Origin of the sequence: Lentibacillus daqui, from assembly GCF_027186265.1 — a bacterium.
Taxonomy (GTDB): Bacteria; Bacillota; Bacilli; order Bacillales; family Amphibacillaceae; genus Lentibacillus_C; species Lentibacillus_C daqui.
In genome coordinates this window covers 288,750-308,193 of the sequence record NZ_CP114176.1, presented here as the reverse complement: position 1 = coordinate 308,193, position 19,444 = coordinate 288,750, and the positions used below count along the sequence as shown (strand labels likewise).

The 19,444-nt window shown below is 40.5% G+C and carries 18 protein-coding genes; 4 read left to right on the top strand and 14 right to left on the bottom strand.

The features are described 5' to 3' along the window. Window positions 1–19: 19 nt before the first annotated feature. The 5 genes from O2S85_RS01640 to O2S85_RS01620 all read right to left on the bottom strand — a co-directional run bounded on the left by O2S85_RS01640 (window position 20) and on the right by O2S85_RS01620 (window position 4,120). On the bottom strand, window positions 20–943 hold the full coding sequence (locus O2S85_RS01640; RefSeq protein ID WP_269411042.1) for a S66 peptidase family protein: 924 nt from the start codon (window positions 941–943) through the stop codon (window positions 20–22). Between the two features lie 435 nt (window positions 944–1,378). Next, window positions 1,379–2,302: a DUF4097 family beta strand repeat-containing protein gene (locus O2S85_RS01635; RefSeq protein WP_269411041.1), complete on the bottom strand. Its 924-nt coding sequence runs from the start codon at window positions 2,300–2,302 to the stop codon at window positions 1,379–1,381. Next, entirely contained in the window at window positions 2,295–2,855 is a 561-nt protein-coding gene (locus O2S85_RS01630) for an HAAS signaling domain-containing protein (protein WP_269411040.1), read from the bottom strand. Before O2S85_RS01630 ends, O2S85_RS01635 begins: the two co-directional genes overlap by 8 nt. Continuing rightward, a complete protein-coding gene (locus tag O2S85_RS01625; protein ID WP_269411039.1) occupies window positions 2,848–3,171 on the bottom strand; it encodes a PadR family transcriptional regulator in 324 nt (107 codons plus the stop codon). Before O2S85_RS01625 ends, O2S85_RS01630 begins: the two co-directional genes overlap by 8 nt. 169 nt (window positions 3,172–3,340) lie before the next feature. Continuing rightward, window positions 3,341–4,120 carry an arginase family protein gene (locus tag O2S85_RS01620; RefSeq protein WP_269411038.1) on the bottom strand — a complete coding sequence of 260 codons (780 nt, stop codon included), beginning with the start codon at window positions 4,118–4,120 and terminating at the stop codon, window positions 3,341–3,343. Window positions 4,121–4,511: 391 nt separating this feature from the next. Here O2S85_RS01620 and O2S85_RS01615 point away from each other — a divergent pair, with 391 nt between their 5' ends. Both O2S85_RS01615 and O2S85_RS01610 read left to right on the top strand, forming a co-directional pair. Continuing rightward, complete coding sequence (locus tag O2S85_RS01615; RefSeq protein WP_269411037.1) at window positions 4,512–5,222, top strand: phosphatase PAP2 family protein; 711 nt, start codon at window positions 4,512–4,514, stop codon at window positions 5,220–5,222. 320 nt (window positions 5,223–5,542) lie between these two features. Continuing rightward, window positions 5,543–6,166 (top strand): DUF3298 and DUF4163 domain-containing protein, encoded by a 624-nt coding sequence (locus O2S85_RS01610; RefSeq protein WP_269411036.1) that lies wholly within the window; start codon window positions 5,543–5,545, stop codon window positions 6,164–6,166. A 162-nt stretch (window positions 6,167–6,328) separates the two neighbouring features. Here the strand turns inward: O2S85_RS01610 and O2S85_RS01605 are convergent, their stop codons facing one another. The 4 genes from O2S85_RS01605 to O2S85_RS01590 all read right to left on the bottom strand — a co-directional run bounded on the left by O2S85_RS01605 (window position 6,329) and on the right by O2S85_RS01590 (window position 10,361). Further along, window positions 6,329–6,949 carry a YpjP family protein gene (locus O2S85_RS01605; protein ID WP_269411035.1) on the bottom strand — a complete coding sequence of 207 codons (621 nt, stop codon included), beginning with the start codon at window positions 6,947–6,949 and terminating at the stop codon, window positions 6,329–6,331. 125 nt (window positions 6,950–7,074) lie between these two features. Beyond that, window positions 7,075–7,491, bottom strand: coding sequence for a transcriptional regulator Spx (gene spx, locus O2S85_RS01600; protein WP_269411034.1), 417 nt, complete (start codon window positions 7,489–7,491; stop codon window positions 7,075–7,077). Between the two features lie 205 nt (window positions 7,492–7,696). After that, window positions 7,697–9,580, bottom strand: coding sequence for a molecular chaperone HtpG (gene htpG / locus O2S85_RS01595; protein WP_269411033.1), 1,884 nt, complete (start codon window positions 9,578–9,580; stop codon window positions 7,697–7,699). 139 nt (window positions 9,581–9,719) lie between these two features. Beyond that, window positions 9,720–10,361 (bottom strand): endonuclease III domain-containing protein, encoded by a 642-nt coding sequence (locus O2S85_RS01590; RefSeq protein ID WP_269411032.1) that lies wholly within the window; start codon window positions 10,359–10,361, stop codon window positions 9,720–9,722. A gap of 189 nt (window positions 10,362–10,550) precedes the next feature. On the opposite strand from O2S85_RS01590, the gene O2S85_RS01585 reads away from it, so the two are divergent. After that, entirely contained in the window at window positions 10,551–11,243 is a 693-nt protein-coding gene (locus O2S85_RS01585; protein WP_269411031.1) for a GntR family transcriptional regulator, read from the top strand. Window positions 11,244–11,263: 20 nt separating this feature from the next. Here the strand turns inward: O2S85_RS01585 and brnQ are convergent, their stop codons facing one another. Next, window positions 11,264–12,619 carry a branched-chain amino acid transport system II carrier protein gene (brnQ, locus tag O2S85_RS01580; RefSeq protein WP_269411030.1) on the bottom strand — a complete coding sequence of 452 codons (1,356 nt, stop codon included), beginning with the start codon at window positions 12,617–12,619 and terminating at the stop codon, window positions 11,264–11,266. A 259-nt stretch (window positions 12,620–12,878) separates the two neighbouring features. Here brnQ and pdxK point away from each other — a divergent pair, with 259 nt between their 5' ends. Beyond that, a complete protein-coding gene (gene pdxK, locus O2S85_RS01575; RefSeq protein WP_269411029.1) occupies window positions 12,879–13,691 on the top strand; it encodes a pyridoxine/pyridoxal/pyridoxamine kinase in 813 nt (270 codons plus the stop codon). Window positions 13,692–13,899: 208 nt separating this feature from the next. On the opposite strand, the gene O2S85_RS01570 is transcribed toward pdxK, so the two are convergent. The 4 genes from O2S85_RS01570 to O2S85_RS01555 form a co-directional block, all read right to left on the bottom strand. Continuing rightward, window positions 13,900–15,165 carry an MFS transporter gene (locus O2S85_RS01570; protein WP_269411028.1) on the bottom strand — a complete coding sequence of 422 codons (1,266 nt, stop codon included), beginning with the start codon at window positions 15,163–15,165 and terminating at the stop codon, window positions 13,900–13,902. A 154-nt stretch (window positions 15,166–15,319) separates the two neighbouring features. After that, window positions 15,320–18,061 (bottom strand): UPF0182 family membrane protein, encoded by a 2,742-nt coding sequence (locus O2S85_RS01565; protein WP_367747728.1) that lies wholly within the window; start codon window positions 18,059–18,061, stop codon window positions 15,320–15,322. Window positions 18,062–18,224: 163 nt separating this feature from the next. Further along, complete coding sequence (gene csaA / locus O2S85_RS01560) at window positions 18,225–18,554, bottom strand: chaperone CsaA (RefSeq protein WP_269412426.1); 330 nt, start codon at window positions 18,552–18,554, stop codon at window positions 18,225–18,227. 107 nt (window positions 18,555–18,661) lie between these two features. Then, a complete protein-coding gene (locus tag O2S85_RS01555) occupies window positions 18,662–19,420 on the bottom strand; it encodes a GNAT family N-acetyltransferase (RefSeq protein WP_269411027.1) in 759 nt (252 codons plus the stop codon). Window positions 19,421–19,444: the final 24 nt, after the last annotated feature.

Here is a 19,444-nt window from a genome sequence, read left to right as displayed (position 1 = left end):
AAGAACCGTCCCTCTGACCCTAACTGACTGTCGGTTCTATCACTGTCAATGTATTATTTTCTGTATCCAGATTAACAGTCGCTCCAATTGGTATGGCTGCTTTATAGGTCCCATGTGCAGTTGCGACATTGGTCATCAGCGGCTTTCCCATTGGGACAAGAAATGCATTAATTAAATCTTCATACGTTGTTCCATACGCAATCGGACAATCGGTGCATTCCCCCATGACAATCCCAATACAATCATCAAATTTTCCAGCTAATTTAAGGTGATTCATATACCGGTAAACTGTATTTATCGGCGCATGGGTTTCTTCCAATAATAGAATTTTCCCCTTTGTATCAATTTCAAAAGGGGTGCCAAGTGTACCGGTAAATGAGGTCAGATTTCCGCCAACAATCGGGCCGGTGACATTTCCTCCAACCCTGCTAATTTGTGGCATGAACGACGGATTTTGAATTTGCCGTTGCATGGTGCGTACCGATGTCGCAGCGAAAAATTGATCGTAATTGTAGCCTGGTGTACTAGTAGTGAAGTCAAGCAGCAAAAGGCTTTGGAATGTAACTAAGTTTGCATACTGGGCCAAAACATTTAAGAGTACCGTAATATCACTATAACCGGTGAGGATTTTCGGATGACTTTGAATGAAATCAAAATCAAGATGTGGGAGGATGCCTGCAACGCCAACGCCGCCTCGTGTAGGCAAAATCAATTTGACCTGATCATTGGCAAACATGCGCATCAAATCAGATGCACGCTCTTCATCAGTACCGGCGAGGAAGCCATCTTGGGCGTAGGTATGGTCACCTAACACCACTTGGAAGCCAAGACTTCTTACTGTTTCTATACGATTGTTAATCTCGTTGTCAGGAAGCGGACTACCCAATGTGACAATGCCAATCGTATCTCCTGGTTGCAATATAGGCGGTTTGATCGTCGCCACAAAGACACCTCCCTACAGATAAAGTGAAACTCCAATCAGTGGGGGTTTACTTTATCCACCACTGATTGTTAGTCCCGTTCTACTGTCGCTAATATCCTCGCTTGGACGCAGATAAAGCGACACTACGAACCCAATTGGTGGCAATAACCTCTGCTAATGCATCGGTAAGTTGCCATTGTATCTCACTAATCAGGAATTTACCCCCAACTTTTCCTGCTTGGATTACCCTTAAGTCTTGAAGTAGGGGATTACTGCCAGTTAATGCGTAACAAAATTATCGGTCAATTGTACCATATTCACTGACGGTCGATTGTGTGAATGGCAGAAACCTTTCCGTTTTTGTCATGGTATGATGAAAATTTGGAATCTCTTTTTAGACTGGTAAAAATAAAAACGGGAATGAACCTTTACCAAAAGGCCCTCCCGTTTTTATTGTTATTTATTGCCCTTCGTTACGGTAATCCCACCATTATCCGTCTTTAACTCCACGACATGATCTCCATTTCCAATCACCGTGCTGCCGCTATATTTGCCTAATACATTAACCTTGCCATTATCAGTGTTGGCAATAATTGTTGTATTGGTTGGGTTGGTTTTTGTTTGGACCTCGATTTTACCATTGCCGGATTGCAATTTAATAGACTTATTCAATTGATCTGTTACCAGTGAAATCCTCCCGTTATCGGTGTACCCGATAATTGCTGCATCTACCCCATCCATCATCAACTTTCCGTTACCTGTTCTTGCCTTAACACTCGAACCGGTCACCTGCCGTAATTCAACCTTGCCATTATCGGATTGTACATCTACCTTATCCATCCGCAAATTCTTCCCATTAATTCGGCCGTTATCCGTTTCAGCTATCAAAGCCGAGCCAGCTAAATCATTCATATTTATGCGGCCATTAGATGTTATTGCATTCATTTCCTTTGATTGTATGTGATTTATATTTATTCCGCCATTCCCGGTTGAAACGTCCAATGATGCATATTGTTTCTGCGGTATATAGACGGTTAATGTTACCGATGGCGATAAGAAATCAAAGTTAAACAGTTTATGCCGATTATTCTTTAATTTCACCGACAGTTTTTCATTTTTTACATGAGCTGCGAATTGATAATTGCGATTTTTGTATTGCTTGCCGTTTAATGTAACCTTAGACGTTTTATCATCGGTCGGAATAATTTTTACCGTTGCATTATCTGTTTGCACATTCAATGACGTAAAGGTACCTTCGATCGGTTGTTCTTCTGTAATTGATTCTTTCTGATAGGCAGATTGAAAGGTGAAAAACGATCCAATTGTGCCAATAACCAAAAGGGCAATTCCGAGAATAGCTAATCGTTTTGTCTTACTCATTTTTCAACCCACCCTTCACCAATGAACTATTGAATTTCAAATAATGGATAAAACCACGCGTCAAGTAAATCGTCAAATAATACATCCCAATAGCAATAAACAGCCCCAACCCACATAACATAATCGAGAAAAATAAATCAAAGAATGCAAATGTTCCCGGATAAAGAACAGCATCCATGAGTACCAGCAGTGGAGACAAGATAAATGACAACCCAACAACCCATCCGGCAAAGACCACGGCAACCAAACCGATAAATGGTCCAAGTACAATAATTAAATTGAAAAATCCTAAACCAATTGCCGCCCAGACAGCCCGAATCACATTTCCGGCTGTGACGTTCGTCTCCGCTTTTTCCAAATGGTACATCGCGAGCATTTCTTTGGCAATTTTATTTGGAGAGCCAAGGGCATCCGCTATTGCTTCTTCTGACTTCCCATCCGCTTTACCGATTGCAAAATGCTCCCGGTAATCCTGTAAAATATCCTCCCGTTCCTGTGCCGACAGTTTAGATAAAGCAGTATTTAATTGATCCAAAAATTGCTTTTCAGTCATTCCTGTCACCTTCCTCAATCAATTCATTAACAGCATTTGTAAATTCTCTCCACTCTTTCATTTGCTCACGGAGGTAGTCCTTCCCCTTGGTCGTCAGTCTGTAATATTTACGTGACGGGCCCTCGGAAGATTCCTGTAAATACGTTGTAAAATATTTTTCCTTCGTTAACCGTCGAAGCAGTGGGTAAATGGACCCTTCTGATATTTCAATTTTATCGGAGATCCGCTGCACCAACTCATACCCGTAACAATCCTTCTTTTCCAATAACACGAGTACGCATATTTCCAAAATCCCTTTTTTAAATTGCACATTCATTGCTTTTCCCTCTTTTCAGTACCTTGCAATAAACAGTACTTGTTAATGAATAATGTAACATATAGTACTGTTTATTGCAAGATAGTGAGAGAGAAATATTTTTAAACCCATTTAGATCCGGTATCTAACTGCTCCATTTATTTCATTAAGAAAGGCCGTATTGGGAACTCTAGGCCTTCCCGCATACGGTCTCGTTCAGATGTTTAACAATGAATCGGTTCGCATCACTATTCTTTTTTACTGCTTCCTTTGTGCCCCGCTTATATGCATTGCCCGGCGTAACCGGGTATTCACCGCATATGTCTACACCCAATACTTCCTTTGGCTGCGTTATTGCATCAACTATTTCCATAAGCCGGCACAGCCTTAATGTACCGTGGTCCCAAGCTGTAACGGCATCAATCGGATCAAGGACATCCTTATCAATACTTATATAAATTTCGGTCGTTGTCATCTCTTCTATGATGGAATGGATCAATGTTGCATTGTTTTGGTGAAGGGATTGCTCTGGAAATGCTATTACTTTTTCCGCAACAGTAGAAGGTACTTGTTTTATCCAGTCATCGTTTACCCCAATCAGGATGACTTTCTTCAGGAAAGGGAGTTTCATTAAGGAATCATACACCCAAGAACCGCATGAAATCAATGACTCGTTCGGACTTGGCAACATATCTGTGTGATGATCGAAAAGGACTAATGTGAAGGGTCTCTGGATTTGCGACAATAAGATATAGGAAACATAATGATAATTTCCGCTTCCCAAAAGTGTTATCGGATTTGTACGATGCTGTTTAAGTTTTTGTGAAATATGTGACAAAGCATGCTGATCACAAAATAAATTCGTCCCCGGCATTTCTTCCAGCTCAATTCTGTCACATTTTTCCGAGCGTAGAAATTGCTGTTGGTGGTAGGTTTGGTCAAAATCTAATATGGTAATTTGACGTTCCATGATTGTATGCTCCTGTTTTATAATTATCTATCTATTCGATTATTAACGAAACATGATATCACAGCAACAAAAATGCTCACATCTTAATAAACAATCGATATGTTTTCTTCCATTGGAAATATATCCGCAAACACCCTAATGCTACCGTCGAAAATTTACGTTAGGCAACGAATTTAATTTTGGGGATAACTAGTTTTGGGAATCAACCGCGAAAATCACTATCTTAGGTTGGATGGAAAAGGAAAAACGTGAAGAATCAGCCGTGAAGGAGAGAGAGGGTCTACCATTCTATCATTTAATTTTATTTAAATTGCATTCACCATTTGTAATCCAATAAAAAACTGGTACGATAGGATAAGACAATCTACTAGACGTGAAAGAGGGAATCATATTGAGAACGAGAGAGCGATCTGCCATCCCCTTTCTTATTATAGGGGCAATATTTTTAGTACTGTTTGGAATTGTTGCCTGGGGTGTTTACTATGAAAATGCCTGGGTTCATACCTTTGATTTAAACTGGATTAACCGCATCCAGGCTCATGTCGCGAATGGAACGACATCATTTATTAAGCTCATTACCGAACTGGGAAATGTCAGGCTCGTTATTGTCTTAACCGTTATTCTGGTTATCTTCCTGTTTATAAAACGTAGATATGCAGAAGGGCTTTGGCTGGGCGGAACCATCCTGCTATGTGCAGTAATTTGCACGAAACTTCTTAAGGCACTTGTGGATCGGGATCGCCCGCACTACTTGCAACTGATCACAAAAACCAATGAAAGTTTTCCAAGTGGACATGCGACTGCAACGACCATTTTTTACGGCTTATTGGGGTTGATCCTACTATTGACTGTCAAAAAGATGTGGACAAAATGGATAGTCGGCCTTGTCACATTAGTCTGGATTCTTTTTATTATGGTCACACGCATTTATTTAGGTGTTCATTATCCAACCGATGTGCTTGCTGGGTTTCTATTCGGAGCAGCATCTGTATTCCTTTCCGTTGGGGTATACCTGATTGCTGAGGAGCCACTGCGTCATTTACTGGCAAAGATGAAATTGCGGGATCAAAGCAACCCGCTTAAGCAACGAATGAGAGGTTAGCAAAAAGCGTCTGTGTTAATGTATACAGGCGCTTTTTTCTTGATTTCGATCAACTTTACGTCGTTGCTTACACGATTTTCCCGGCTACTCAAGGATATTTGCTCTCCACCCGATCGATTTCTCAAGCTGCTCGATCGTTTTTGTGTCCCGTACGATCGTTTTTCCCTGTTGCTCGATCGAATTTGTACTGCACCCTTTCAGCTTTCCAAATTTCTTACTCCTTAACAATACCTTCAGATGACTATTTCAAACCCAATCAAGGGACATTATCCCATTCCATGAATATACTATAGGAAAAACGCACAGAAAGGATGATCCCATTGGCCATACCAACATTACCCGTTTCCATTCAGACAATGGTCTTTCAACAACATGGTACGACTGTTCATTACCCGCAAGTATACGGTTTACAAAACCAAACAGCACAACAGCGGATGAACCAAACCATTACCCAATTAGTTCAATCACTGATCAACCAGCAATACCAGCAACAAGATGTCAATTCCTTTAACGAAATGATTGGCACCTATGAAATCAAAACAAATGAACGGGATGTGCTTAGTCTCGCACTTTCCAACTATGCTATTGCTTACTCCCACGCAAATGGATTAACCATCATGAAGTCATTGACATTTGATACCCAAACAGGCAAAAGCTACACGTTGAAGGAATTGTTTAAACCAAATAGTGATTATGTAACGATACTTTCCCAACTCGTTCAGGATCAAATCAGTGAACGGCAGATACAGCTTCTGGACACCTTTCCTGGAATCGCCCCAGACCAGGATTATTATATTGCTGACAAAGCATTGATTCTGTATTTTCAACTTATCGACATTACCCCACACTATTACGGTTTTCCCATTTTCCCCATCTCCGTTTATACGATTCAGGACATCATTGACGAAAATGGACCACTTGGGCGAATGGCAACCAATTCATAGAAAAGATTCTCATAGCGGGGTTATCCGCCTATATCCTTTTTTCCAAACTTTTTCGCATCCATGAATATATTCCTTAGCCACCATCCTTAATTGGATAAACGCGAGCTTTAATCTATATAAAAAAATACTGCTACATCAGCAAACTCTGATACAGCAGTATTTCTACGCCATCCATTTTGGCGGAATATTTTTATCCCAATATAATTCACCAATTTCGTGATGTGATTCAAAATTATCATTGCTTATATGATAATGGAATGTAAACCAATAACCTTCTTGTGGCCGGTTTTCCCGTCGCACATGAAATCGGGCCACATCCTGATTGGTTCGACAATCATACACATTAAAAATCTTTTCCCCAAAGCCTGACGATGGCTGTTCGGTAATTCCAAAATACGGAGCATCACCCTCGGCATCAGCGACAAGTGTTTGCAGAACAGACTCCATATTAGGCAGAATCGTCGTTACAAAATCATCTTCCACTTGTTCGGCAATCCGTGGACCCATTTTTGTGATCGTTTGTTGTTTTACCTTTTCCATCATACTGTGAAAAAACGGATCACTCGTGTCATCTTCATCGGAATCCGAGGTTTCCTCTTTACGTATGGTAGCTACTTCCGCTGTTTCTGTTTGCGGACCCAAAGCCGCCTCACGAATATCCGTTTTTGGGGAGACAGCCTCTTTATTTTCTTCGTTTGGATTCAAATGTGCAGGCGGGATATATATACCCAGGGTCATGACAGTGATTAAAATTGCTGCTATTTTCTTCATCCATAGCTTCACTTAGCATGTCCCCCTTCGATATGTAATCCCTTTAATTTTAGCATGTCCATAAAGCGCGCACAATTGAATGTTAAACTTTTTCACTAATTTGTAACCATTTTGATGATTATTTACAATCCATTAAATTATATTGATCCATCGGCCAAATTCAAGCGGTGTTTTTTCCACTGCAGCCATTGAAGTTTTCTTGTCTTTCTGGGAAGAAACTGACGGATCTCATCTTCGTGGTAACCAACTTGAAACCGTTTTTCATCAATGATGATCGGGCTCCTTAATAGTTTCGGATGTTCCTGAATGAGTTTGAGCAACTCTTGCAACGGTAGTAAATCCATATCCAAATCAAGTTCTTTATAAATTTTTGAACGGGTTGAAATGATTTCATCCGTACCTTCCACAGTTCTGCTTAGAATAAATTGCAGCTCCTGAATAGTCAACGGGTTTTTCATGATATTTTTCATTACAAATGGCACATCATATTTCTTCAGCCATTCTTTTGCTTGTCTAGTAGAAGAACAGGGTACTCCATAAATCATTACTGTCATTGTTTAACCTCTTTTTCCCAGCTGATTCCCGATAGCGGGTATACTGTTTCCACTTTTTCTACCATACTTCTATGATAAGTGACACAATGTCATTTGTCAATGTTTTTGTGACACAGTGTCACTCTTACAAAAAAGGAAGATCAATTTCCATCATCATCTGGTTGATCTTCCTTCTAACATGGTGCCATATATTATGAAGTGTTTGTCAGGAAACCATCACTTTACAAATATCATTCGTAAAATCAACTGGATCCTGAATTGGCAGGCCTTCAATTAACAACGCCTGGTTAAATAACAGCTTCGTATACAATTCCAGTTTTGTTTTATCGGCTTCCATCGCTTGCTGTAGTGTATCAAATACCTCATGGTTCACATTGATTTCCAGTACCTTGTCTGCCTTAATTTGCTGATTATCCGGCATAGCGTTGATGACTTTTTCCATTTCCAGCGATATTTCTCCTTCAGCCGACAGACATACCGGATGCGACTTCAAACGCTTGGATGCCCGGACATCTTTTACTTTATCTGCCAGAATGTCTTTCATGGCTGTAAACAGTTCTTGATTATCCTGTTGGGCTTGTTCGGTACTTTCTTCATCCTCATCCGATTCAATATCCAAATCACCACTGGACACCGACTTGAACTCTTTGTCCTGATAGTTCATGAGCATCTTAATGGCAAATTCATCAACTTCTTCAGTGAAAAAGAGAATTTCATATCCCTTGTCAGCAACCATTTCGGTTTGTGGCAATTTTTCAATGCGTTCAATCGATTCACCCGGCGCATAATAAATATACTTCTGATCTTCTTTCATACGGGAAACATATTCGGCTAATGTTACCAGTTTCTTTTCGGTCGATGAATAAAACATCAATAAATCTTGCAATGTTTCTTTATGTTGCCCAAAGTTGTTGTAGACACCGAATTTCAACTGTCTGCCAAACGCATCATAGAATTTTTCATATTTTTCCCGGTCATCTTTTTGCAGGCTTAGCAGTTGATTCTTGACTTTTTTGTTGATGTTTTTTGCAATAAGCTTCAACTGTCGGTCATGTTGCAACATTTCTCGGGAGATATTCAAGGACAAATCCTCCGAGTCGACCATACCTTTAACAAAGCTAAAATGATCCGGGACGAGATCTGCACATTTTTCCATAATTAATACACCATTGGAGTACAGTTCCAGTCCCTTTTCATACTCCTGGGAATAATAATCAAATGGTCTGGTTTCCGGAATATACAGGATCGCATTATAGCGGATAGTACCATCAACGTTTAGATGAATATGTTTTAATGGTTTATCAAAGCCATACCGTTTTTCCTGATAGAAGTTCTCGTAATCTTCATCGGTCAGCTCACTCTTATTCTTTTTCCAAATTGGCACCATGCTGTTAATCGTCTGTTCTTCCACATATTCTTCGTACTCATCTTCACTGTCCTCTTTTAGCTTGCTTTCGGTTACATCCATTTTAATTGGGTAACGGATGAAGTCAGAGTACTTTTTAATAATTTCTTTCAGGCGATGCTCTTCCAGAAATTCATCGTAATTCTCGTCATCAGTGTTTTCTTTAATTTTCAAGGTGATGGTTGTACCTATTTGATCTTTGTCAATTGGGGTAATTGTATAGCCTTCCGTTCCTTCTGATTCCCATTTATATGCTTCTTCACTGCCAAATGCCTTACTTTCGACCGTAACAACATCGGCAACCATAAAGGCAGCATAAAATCCGACACCGAATTGACCAATAATATCATAGCCATCCTTTATTTCGTTCGCGTTTTTAAAAGCCAATGATCCACTTTCGGCAATGGTACCCAGATTATTTTCAAGTTCTTCCTGGGTCATGCCGATACCGGTATCCATAACAGTCAGCGTTCTGTTTTCCTTATCTGCTGTTACCTTAATAAAATAATTTGACGGATCAAAGCTTAAGCTATCATCCGTTAAAGCCTTGTAATATATCTTATCAATCGCATCACTTGCATTGGAAATCAACTCGCGCAGGAAGACCTCACGTTGCGAATAGATGGAATTAATCATTAACTCCAAGAGCCGCTTTGATTCTGCCTTAAACTGTTTCTTTGCCATGACACTACTTCCTTTCCTGTTTATCGTCTATCCCCATTTTAGCACTCTCTAGCCATGAGTGCTAATCTATTATTTTAATATCATACAAACAATCTGTTGTCAATAAGTTCGGCGCGTCTGTACAGCCAAGAATAACTACTTATTTGCTACGTTGTTCGCAAATATCTTGTAAAGGACAATGCTCACATCGCGGCTTAACCTGACAAAATTCTTTCGCATGTTCCACGAGCAGCGCATGAAATTCCTGGTAAACAAGCAAATCGTCTCCCAACTCTGCCTCAACTTGCTGTCTAAGGGCATCATAACTATCTGGCAGTGACCAGCCAATCCGATAGAATATCCTGCGTGCATAGGCGTCAACAACAAAAATAGGTTTAGCAAAAGCATAAAGCAAAATAACATCAGCTGTCTCTCGGCCAATTCCGTTTATTTGTAATAACTCCTGTCGCAATACTTCCCAATTAAATGTTTTGATATATTCCACACTGTAATCGTATCGTTGGAACCACTTCAAAAATGCCTTGATCCGCTTTGCCTTCACACGGTAAAACCCACTGGAACGAATCAGTAACGCTAACTCCTCAGTTGGCATTTCATCTAGCTGTTCAGGTGTCAAAAACGGTTTTGCATGATGCAATGCCTTCTCCGCATTACGCCAGTTTGTATTTTGTACCAATATCGCCCCAACCATCATCTCAAACACTGTATCTGCCGGCCACCAGTTTTGCATCCCAAAATAATTGTGTAATCTGTCATAAATTTGTGTAAATCTCTGTTCCAAGTACACACCTCCTTAGAAATGGCGATGTCCGTTATTTCTCTCCTGATTCAGCAACATCCCGATATATTGCATATTCCCAACAAGCTATTTTTCATGTATACTAATAATAGATTATATTACGTGTAGATTTCATACGATACGCAACTCCACGACTGAAGAGAAATACATTATTTTAGTTAGGGTGATATCATGCCAATACCAACTGATCATGCAAAGCCAATTCGTAAATCAGCCAAGGAAAATACATTCAATCAATTGCAACAATGGATTATCGATGGCACATTACTTCCGGGCGAGAAATTAAACGATAAAGAACTTGCTGAAGCATTGGGCGTAAGCAGAACCCCTGTCCGGGAATCATTACAACTTCTTGAGGTTCAAGGCTTTGTCCATATGTACCCCGGTAAAGCGACACAAGTATCTGAAGTGGAAAAAGACGCCATTAAAGATCTGCTGCCCCCGTTAGCTGTTTTACAGGGGTTATCCGCTGAACTGGCTATCGCCCATCTTACCGATAATGTACTTACCAGACTTGAAGAAATCAATGATCAATTTGCCAAGGCCATCCGGGCGGAGAGTTATTTTGCTGCCTTAAAAGTAGACGAAGCATTTCATCAGGTTATTGTAGATACGGCAAATAATCCATATATCGATACGATGGTTGCCATGTTGCAAGCGCATGTCAGACGGCAGTTTTTCCATAACGCAATTATTTTAACCGAAAAATCAATTGATGAACATAACGCTATCATTCAACTACTTAGAGAAAAAGACAACACAAATGTTGCAGCAGCTATGCGGGAAAACTGGTTACGGGCCATTGGAGAATTCCAATCGCTACAATCAAATGAAAGCGCAAATGAAACAAGCTGGACCCTGTAAAAGGATCCAGCTTGTTTCATTTAGGCATTAGCAGTAGATAGTTTTTGGACACGAACAATAATACCTGTAATAGCAATAACAACCAGTGCTGGAATTAACCAGCCAAGCCCCTGATCATACATTGGCAGCGACTGTTCATAAAAAGAAACAATTGGCTTCATCCATCCAAAATAATCGATTCCCAATGATTCGCACAATGATTTCAAACCATCGAAAATACTGATTAGAAAGGTTACAATCGTTGCTGAAATATAAACGATTCGTGAATGATTAAACAAAGGTGACAAAAAGGCTAATACTATTAAGACAATTGCCAGCGGATACAGGAACATTAATACAGGTTGGGAAAAAGTAATAATGTTAGCCAATCCAAAATTGGCAACCACAAATGTTAAAGTTGAAAAGAATATAACATACATTTTGTAACTGATTTTTGGAATGAGTGTATGGAAATATTCCGCACAAGCCGTTATTAATCCAATACTTGTCGTTAAACATGCCAATGTGATAACAATTGCCAATAATACCGATCCCAAAGCACCGAAGTAATAGGAAGCAGCACTGCTAAGTACCGGGCCACCCGTATCAAAGTAGCCAAATGCCTCTGTACTTGTTGCACCCAAATAGCCAATTCCGATATAAATCAATGAAAGTAAAGCAATCGCTACAATACCAGATTTGATCGTTGCCCGTAAAATGCCTTGTTTGGATGTAACCCCCATGGAACGAATGGCGTTGATCACAATAATCGCGAATACCAACGAAGCAAGTGCGTCCATGGTATTATAGCCTTCCAAAAAGCCCGCTACGAATGAGCCATTTGAATATGCCTCTGTCGGTCCCTGGATGCTGCCCATTGGTTTAACAATAACCATAAATAGCAAAATACCAAGTAAAATAACAATCCCCGGAGCAAGAATTTTCCCAACATTATCAACCAATTTTGCCGGTTTCAATGAAAATAATAATGTAATTGCGAAAAATAAAATGGTAAATATCAACAGTGCAATTTGCTGATTCCCGTCACTAAAAAATGACGAGAAGCCGACTTCATATGCCACCGTACCTGTCCGTGGCGCAGCAAAGAATGGTCCGATCGTCAAATATAGCAAGGCGGTAAAAAATATCGCGTAGGTCGGATTAATCCTGCTGGCAAGTTCCTGCAGGTTTTTACTGCCGGAAAAGCTCATGGCCAGGATACCAAGCAACGGCAGGCCAGTTCCAGTTATTAAAAACCCTATGATTGCCGACCAAAGATTAGTACCGGATTCCTGACCCAACTCTGCCGGAAAAATCAGATTTCCTGCACCGAAAAACAACGCAAATAGCATAACCCCGATTACAACATGAGTCGAGAATGATAGTTTTGTCTTCATGTAATTTCTCCTCTTTAGATGTAGTTAAACCTACAAAATTATATATTACCCGTTATTTATATGCAATATATCGCTGACCTTTATATTACAAGATTCGACAAAAAAATGCAACACATTACTGTAAATTTTCTAATTAATTTCATATATTTTTAGAAAAGGTATGTGTTATCTTGTATTAAGCTCAATTATAGTTCCATTGCTTTCATTCACCGGTAATTTGTTATATTCTATTTATATTACATCACAAGGGGGATTACAAATGCCAATGAAAAAAACACTTACCTTGGCCGGTTCAGATTCCAGCGGCGGTGCAGGTATACAAGCAGACTTAAAAACGTTTCAGGAACTTGATGTTTACGGGATGAACGCACTTACATCCATTGTAACGATGGATCCGGATAATTGGAGCCATGGTGTGCATCCGATTGATGTTGACATCGTGGAACAGCAGCTAAACACGATTCTCTCCGTCGGTATTGATGCCATGAAAACCGGGATGCTTGGTTCGGTGGACATCATAGAACTAGGCGCCCGTAAAATCGATGAATTTGCTTTGGATAAAGTAGTCATTGACCCTGTTATGGTATGCAAGGGAGAAGATGAGGTTTTGCAGCCGGAGAACACGGACGCCATGCGCGAGTTATTGCTTCCCCGTGCAACGATCACCACTCCAAACCTATTTGAAGCTGGACAGCTTGCACAAACCGTACCGCTAAAAACCATTGATGAAATGAAGCATGCGGCCGTAAAAATCCATGAGCTTGGAGCTAAAACAGTGGTCATCAAAGGTGGTACAGCTCTTGACCATGATAAAGCCGTTGATCTCTTTTATGACGGATCCGACTTCACATTGCTGGAAAATGAAAAGATCGACACCTCTTATAACCATGGTGCCGGATGCTCATTTGCAGCCGCAATTACTGCAAGTCTTGCCAAAGGGCATTCCGTAAAAGAATCTGTTTCCATTGCTAAGGACTTCGTTGCAGCGGCAATCAAGCATGGCTGGAAGTTAAACGAGTTTGTTGGTCCGGTTATGCATGGTGCATATAATAAATTTGGCAAAGAGAAATAACGACACAAGCAACTATTTGTTGACTAACTTGGGATAAAATATTAAAACAAAGCCAGGAAAGATGTCCTCTTCATCCTTCCCGGCTATTTGCTTTGTTTAAAGTACTTAAAGTATTCTATATAACATTCTAGCATTTCCACAATTGCACCTGTTTTGATTTCTGCTTCACCTTACTATACAGCATTTAAGTACCACCCCAACCCCAAGTCTAACCTTTCGTTTGTACCGTTTCACGCCGCATGGTGGGAAAGACAAGCTGTTTCGGTAATTGAAAGGACACGATCCCGGCAGCCATTAGTAAGGCCACGGTTGCACCAAAGGCGATAACATGGGTCCCAAATGTTTCATAACCCCAACCGCCTAGAAACGAGCCGATAGATGCACCAATTTGATGGGAAAAATACGCCCACCCATACAACATCCCTAATAATTGAACGCCGTACAAATCACCGAGAATAGCCGAGGCGGTTGCAGTTGAACCAGCCCATACCAATCCGCCGATGATTGCCACACCATAGAGTTGCCAGGGTGTAACGGCAAAAACGAGGCCAAGAAATCCAAATCCCCGGACAACATAAATCAAGCTTAAAAGGTTTTTTCGAGGATAGCGGTCCGCAATTTCACCAAGAGCCAGTGTACTAAAAATTGCTACAAAACCAATCAGACCTACCCCGAATGAGGCTGTTGTTGGATTAAAACCATGATCCGTCAGCATCGGAACCCCGTGGGAGCCAAGTAGATTCATGCTAAATCCACAGGCAAACAAGCCGATGACAATTTGCCAATATGCTTTGGTTTTCAAAGCGTCTTTCATGGTAAGACCTGGTTGCCTTTGTTGATCCTTTTTCTTGCTATTTGTCATATCTTTACCCTTTAAATCGGCTCCATCTGGTACTTCCTCTCGCATTACGAACAACGCGGAAGGAATAACCAGCACAATAAATAGTGCGCTGAAAATTAATAAGGTGTGCTGCCATCCAAATGAACCAATTAAAATTGTTTCCAATGGTGTCACCAACGCAATTCCTGCCATAGCCCCAGTTGTCATATAAAAGAGCGCTTTTCCCCTTTGTCGGATGAACCATTTACTAATAATCGGTGTCAATGAAACGGGGCTCATGAAGGAAAGTCCCAGTGACAGAAGTATACCAAATGACAGTAAGAAAGAGATGGTACTTTCAGCTCTAATTGTCCAAATAATAGCACCGCATGAGAAAACCATCCCAACTAACAAAATGGCCCGGGTACTGATATGTTTTAACAGCATTCCCGCCATCGGCATGCCCACCCCGTATACGATCATGCTAATGGCAATGATAAATGAGAATTCAGTTCGGGACATTGCCGTATCTTCCAAAATCGGTTTAACAAGCGGGCCGATTCCCAGCCGAAGCCCATTGGTGAGCAAGGTAATAATCGAGGCTGCTGCTACAATATACCAACCGAAATATATTTTGTTTCCACCATTACGCACCGTTTCCCCTTCTTTCTATTTCGAAAATTCAATTTGATCCTTTCATTATATTCCTGGAAACATTTGAACTCAACCCATTGGCTTTACAGTTCATTTTTTATACCATGTAATGAGGGGTGCAAACGATTTGCACCCCTCATTTAATTTCATCATGTTACTCTTCATATTCCCCTAACTGATCTTCAATTTGTTTCATTAGTTTACCGGCTTTTTCCCAATCTCCGTCAGATAGGGCCTTTTGATAATCATCAAACGTTTTGGCAAACTCCTCTAATTGCTGATCTGCTTCACTCAGTGGCTCTTGTGTATCCGGTTGCTCATCTTTCTCATTTTTATCCTCTTTCTTATCCCCTTCTTGATGATCCGGATCCACCAAATCAAGCATCCGGTCGAGCGCGGTATCAAAGTCTTTTTCCATCACAATTTTATCCCCATAAGCCAGCACCACTTGTTTGACTTCTGGCAGTGATGTCGCGTTGGACGACTCAATATAAATTGGCTCAACATACAATATAGTATCTTCAATCGGTACAGCCAGCAAGTTACCACGGATGATATCCGATCCACCCTGGGCCCAAAGGTTTAATTGCTTGGAAATATCACTGTCCTGATTGATCCGGTTTTCAATTTGCTGTGGACCGTAGATGTTTTTCTGCTTTGGAAAACGGTACACAAACATTTCCCCATAATGGTCACCATCATTACGAACACCAATCCAGGAAATCATGTTCTGCCGTTTCTTCGGTGTATATGGGAGCATTAAGATAAACTCTTCGTTATCTTCTTCCTGCAGCTTCATCGTCATGTAATACGGTTCCATCTCAATATCTTCATTGAAGTATTTTTCAGTTGGAAATTCCCAATAATCCTCTCGATTGTAGAACACTTCCAAATTCATCATATGGTAGGTACCATACATTTTCGCTTGAACTTTAAACAGTTTCTCCGGATAACGAAAATGTTTCTTGATATCGTCTGGTATATCCGTGGTGAATAATGATGGAAAGATCTTCTGATAGGTCTGTATCAGTGGATCATCCGGCTGCACCACATAAAATTTAACCTCTCCCGTATAGGCATCCACACTGACCTTTACCGGGTTCTGAATATAATTGGTATTTCCTTTGTATGGCTCGGCATACGGATATCGTTCCGCAGATACATAAGCATCGATCATCCAAACGAGACTGCCATCATCACGGACAACCATATATGGATCCTTATCGTAACTGAAGAATGGAGCAATCCGGTTTACCCGGTCCATGATATTTCTTGTATCCAGCAGTTGACTCTTATCAGTAAGCTGGTCCGATACAAGCATCCGGAAAGAACCTTCATTTAGCGAAAACAACAATCGTTTAATTCCTTTCATCGGAATCCCGGTATCTGCATCATAACGAGTTTCCGCATTATCATCACCAGTTGGATAATCAAACTCATCTACCTTACTATTGACGATGACATTTTGATACGATTCCTCACCAAAATATATTTGCGGACGTTTAATATCCAGTACACCCTTTGGGGGTAAGTCTTTCATCATATATTTTGGCTGACCCTGTTCCGTCACTTGATTCACGTGACTCATGGCTACCCCATATCCATGCGTATAGCGTAAATAACGGTTGACCCATGTTTTTGACTGATCGGGCAAATCGTCTGTACTCAATTCCCTTGCACCAAGAAATACCTGTTCATAATCTCCATCGATTTTATACCGGTCAATATCAACATTGTTAAATTTATAATAGGTTCGAAATGTCTGTAACTGATTATAAACCTCAAGAAGCGGCCTTGAGTCATTCATCCGGACGTTATCAAGTGTTTGTTTATTTCGTTCAACCATATCTTCATTTAACGAATAATTTCCCGGGTGCTCCTTGGTATCCACCTTATCCAAGTCGTATGCACTTCTGGTAAAGTTGAGATTATGCTGCAAATACGGGCTTTCCTTGGAAAACTCATTTGGCGACACAAGAAAACTCTGAACCAATACGGAAGCTGCCTGCCCAACAATCGCTAATCCGACATAGGCAATAATCGGAATAACCATTGCGCCCAACCTTCCCCGTACTAAGGCAACAATCATCCAAATGACACCGACAATAGCTACAAATGCCAATACATAGGATTTCGGTATATTAATCAGATGATCGGTATAACTTAACCCGTGAACAACACTTTCCTGAAAAATATTTACCCTGCTTGTTAGAAGTGTCTCATACGGTGCCAGCAAGTGATTACCCGCCAGTAGTATTCCAATAATGGCCAGGGTAAACCCAAGTTGCAATTGTGCGGGTCTGCTTAACCGGTACATATGAAAGACAGAGTAGGCTCCTACCTCAATCATAAATAAGAAGATACTTAAGGATAATAATAGATAAATAATAAATTTCAAGAATGGCAAAATAAACATGTAAAAGGAAATATCCCTGTTAAAAAAAGGATCCGTCTTGCCAAAAGAGGCATGGTGAATCAGTTTCAACCAACTTTCCCAGCCAAAGCCTTGTGTGATCATACTGCCAAATAACCCAATAAAAACAGAAATACCCAGCGTAATGAGCGTGATCCATTTACGTTGCAATAGAATTGGCGGTAACTGATGTCGGTCAAAATGCTTCAGATATGACCGGCGAATCCAAAATAATGTGATAAAAGTGCACGCTGCAAACAGAAGGAAACCAATGATTCCAAGGAGAATTTTGCTTCCTAAAGTAGTGGTGAAAATCTGCTCAAACCCCAGAGAATCCATCCAGATATAATCTGTCAGCACTTTAACCGAGGATAAGCCGACTACAGCAAGCAATATAATAATGAGAACGACATATCCAATCCAGTTCATTGGCTTTTTCCATTTTGTAAACGGGTTACGCCGAAACGTTCGTCTAAACTTCAAAAGGAAAACTCCTCCCTCTACTTCTCTTTAACTCTATGATACTTGAAATATGAAAAGAAGCAAAACATATCCTAACCAGTTTTTTTCTTAATTCCGGATAGAAAAAAAGAGAAGTTTCCTTTCTAAGGTTGCTTCCCTTTTAGATTTAGGATTTATCCCCATATCACGAAATTGGCGAGCCGTTCTTAACCGGTTCATCCGGGCGCAAGAGGACCACATCCCCTTCTTCCGGTGTTCCGCCCAATACCAGCACCTCGGATTTAAACCCGGCAACCCGCATTGGTGGAAAATTCACCACGGCTGCCACCTGGCGATTGACGAGCTCCTCTGGTTCGTATCGCTTGGTAATTTGGGCAGAAGACCGTTTGACACCTAGCTCACCAAAATCAATTTCCAGTTTAATCGCCGGTTTTCTTGCTTCCGGAAAGGGTTCTGCCTTTAATACCGTCCCAATACGGATATCCAATTTTGTAAAGTCGTCGATGGTAGCCATCATATGTACCTCCTTTGTCAAAGCTTTTATTAGATATACTTTATCAAGAAAGCGGTTGTACAGCAAAGAAAAAACGGATTGATAACCGTTCTCATTGAAGCGAACTATCAAACAGGAAAAATTTTTTGCACTTCATATTGAAAACCAAGGTAATTGTAATGCTGTTTACGATACATTTCTTTTGGAGTATCCTCCCCATCGGCAACCAATATCACAGTCTTATCCGGGAAGGTCTGCATCACGTATTGTTGTAACCTGCTGCCAATCCCTTTTCTTTGGAATGATTCTCCAACGTGCAAACCATCAATTTCTACCGTATCATCGGCAATGATGACATCGACTGATCCAGCTGGAACACCTTGATAATAGGCAATCAACTGGATGATAGCAGGATCCTCCAATTGACGGCGGGTAAGGTTAACCCGTTGATCTGCAAATTCCTTCCCAAATTGCAAATCTTGCCGATACCGCAAAGCAAGAAATTCCTGTACATGGTTGCCTCTCACCTGATAAACCTGGATGTCCGGGTTGTCAGCTATTGACGGAAACTGACTAGGCTGGATCGCGTATAATTCCAGAAAACCAACATCATAATTCAGTTTACAAAAATAATTTCTTAGCTCCTCGCTTAGCTTTTCATTTTCAGGAAAAGTAAATTTGACATGATGTTGTCCGTGCTGCAAATGAAAATCTCTTAAGTATTTTTCTGTTTCCATGAATGTTGTTAGTGATGGCATGCTTTTAAAATCAATAAAATTACTATCATAACGAATAAGCATTTCCGGATAATGGAATTGCCGATATTGATCCGTTTCATGAATGACATGACCGATTGTTTGGATGTTTTGGAAGGTTATTTTTGTCATAACAGGTATCTTAACCTTTCTTAT

Excerpts from the sequence above, each read along its gene's own strand:
- O2S85_RS01635 (WP_269411041.1), bottom strand. The coding sequence starts at position 2,302 with ATGAGTAAGACAAAACGATTAGCTATTCTCGGAATTGCCCTTTTGGTT.
- O2S85_RS01630 (WP_269411040.1), bottom strand. The coding sequence starts at position 2,855 with ATGACTGAAAAGCAATTTTTGGATCAATTAAATACTGCTTTATCTAAA.
- O2S85_RS01625 (WP_269411039.1), bottom strand. The coding sequence starts at position 3,171 with ATGAATGTGCAATTTAAAAAAGGGATTTTGGAAATATGCGTACTCGTG.
- O2S85_RS01620 (WP_269411038.1), bottom strand. The coding sequence starts at position 4,120 with ATGGAACGTCAAATTACCATATTAGATTTTGACCAAACCTACCACCAA.
- spx (WP_269411034.1), bottom strand. The coding sequence starts at position 7,491 with ATGACAGTAATGATTTATGGAGTACCCTGTTCTTCTACTAGACAAGCA.
- htpG (WP_269411033.1), bottom strand. The coding sequence starts at position 9,580 with ATGGCAAAGAAACAGTTTAAGGCAGAATCAAAGCGGCTCTTGGAGTTA.
- O2S85_RS01585 (WP_269411031.1), top strand. The coding sequence starts at position 10,551 with ATGCCAATACCAACTGATCATGCAAAGCCAATTCGTAAATCAGCCAAG.
- brnQ (WP_269411030.1), bottom strand. The coding sequence starts at position 12,619 with ATGAAGACAAAACTATCATTCTCGACTCATGTTGTAATCGGGGTTATG.
- pdxK (WP_269411029.1), top strand. The coding sequence starts at position 12,879 with ATGCCAATGAAAAAAACACTTACCTTGGCCGGTTCAGATTCCAGCGGC.
- csaA (WP_269412426.1), bottom strand. The coding sequence starts at position 18,554 with ATGGCTACCATCGACGACTTTACAAAATTGGATATCCGTATTGGGACG.
- O2S85_RS01555 (WP_269411027.1), bottom strand. The coding sequence starts at position 19,420 with ATGACAAAAATAACCTTCCAAAACATCCAAACAATCGGTCATGTCATT.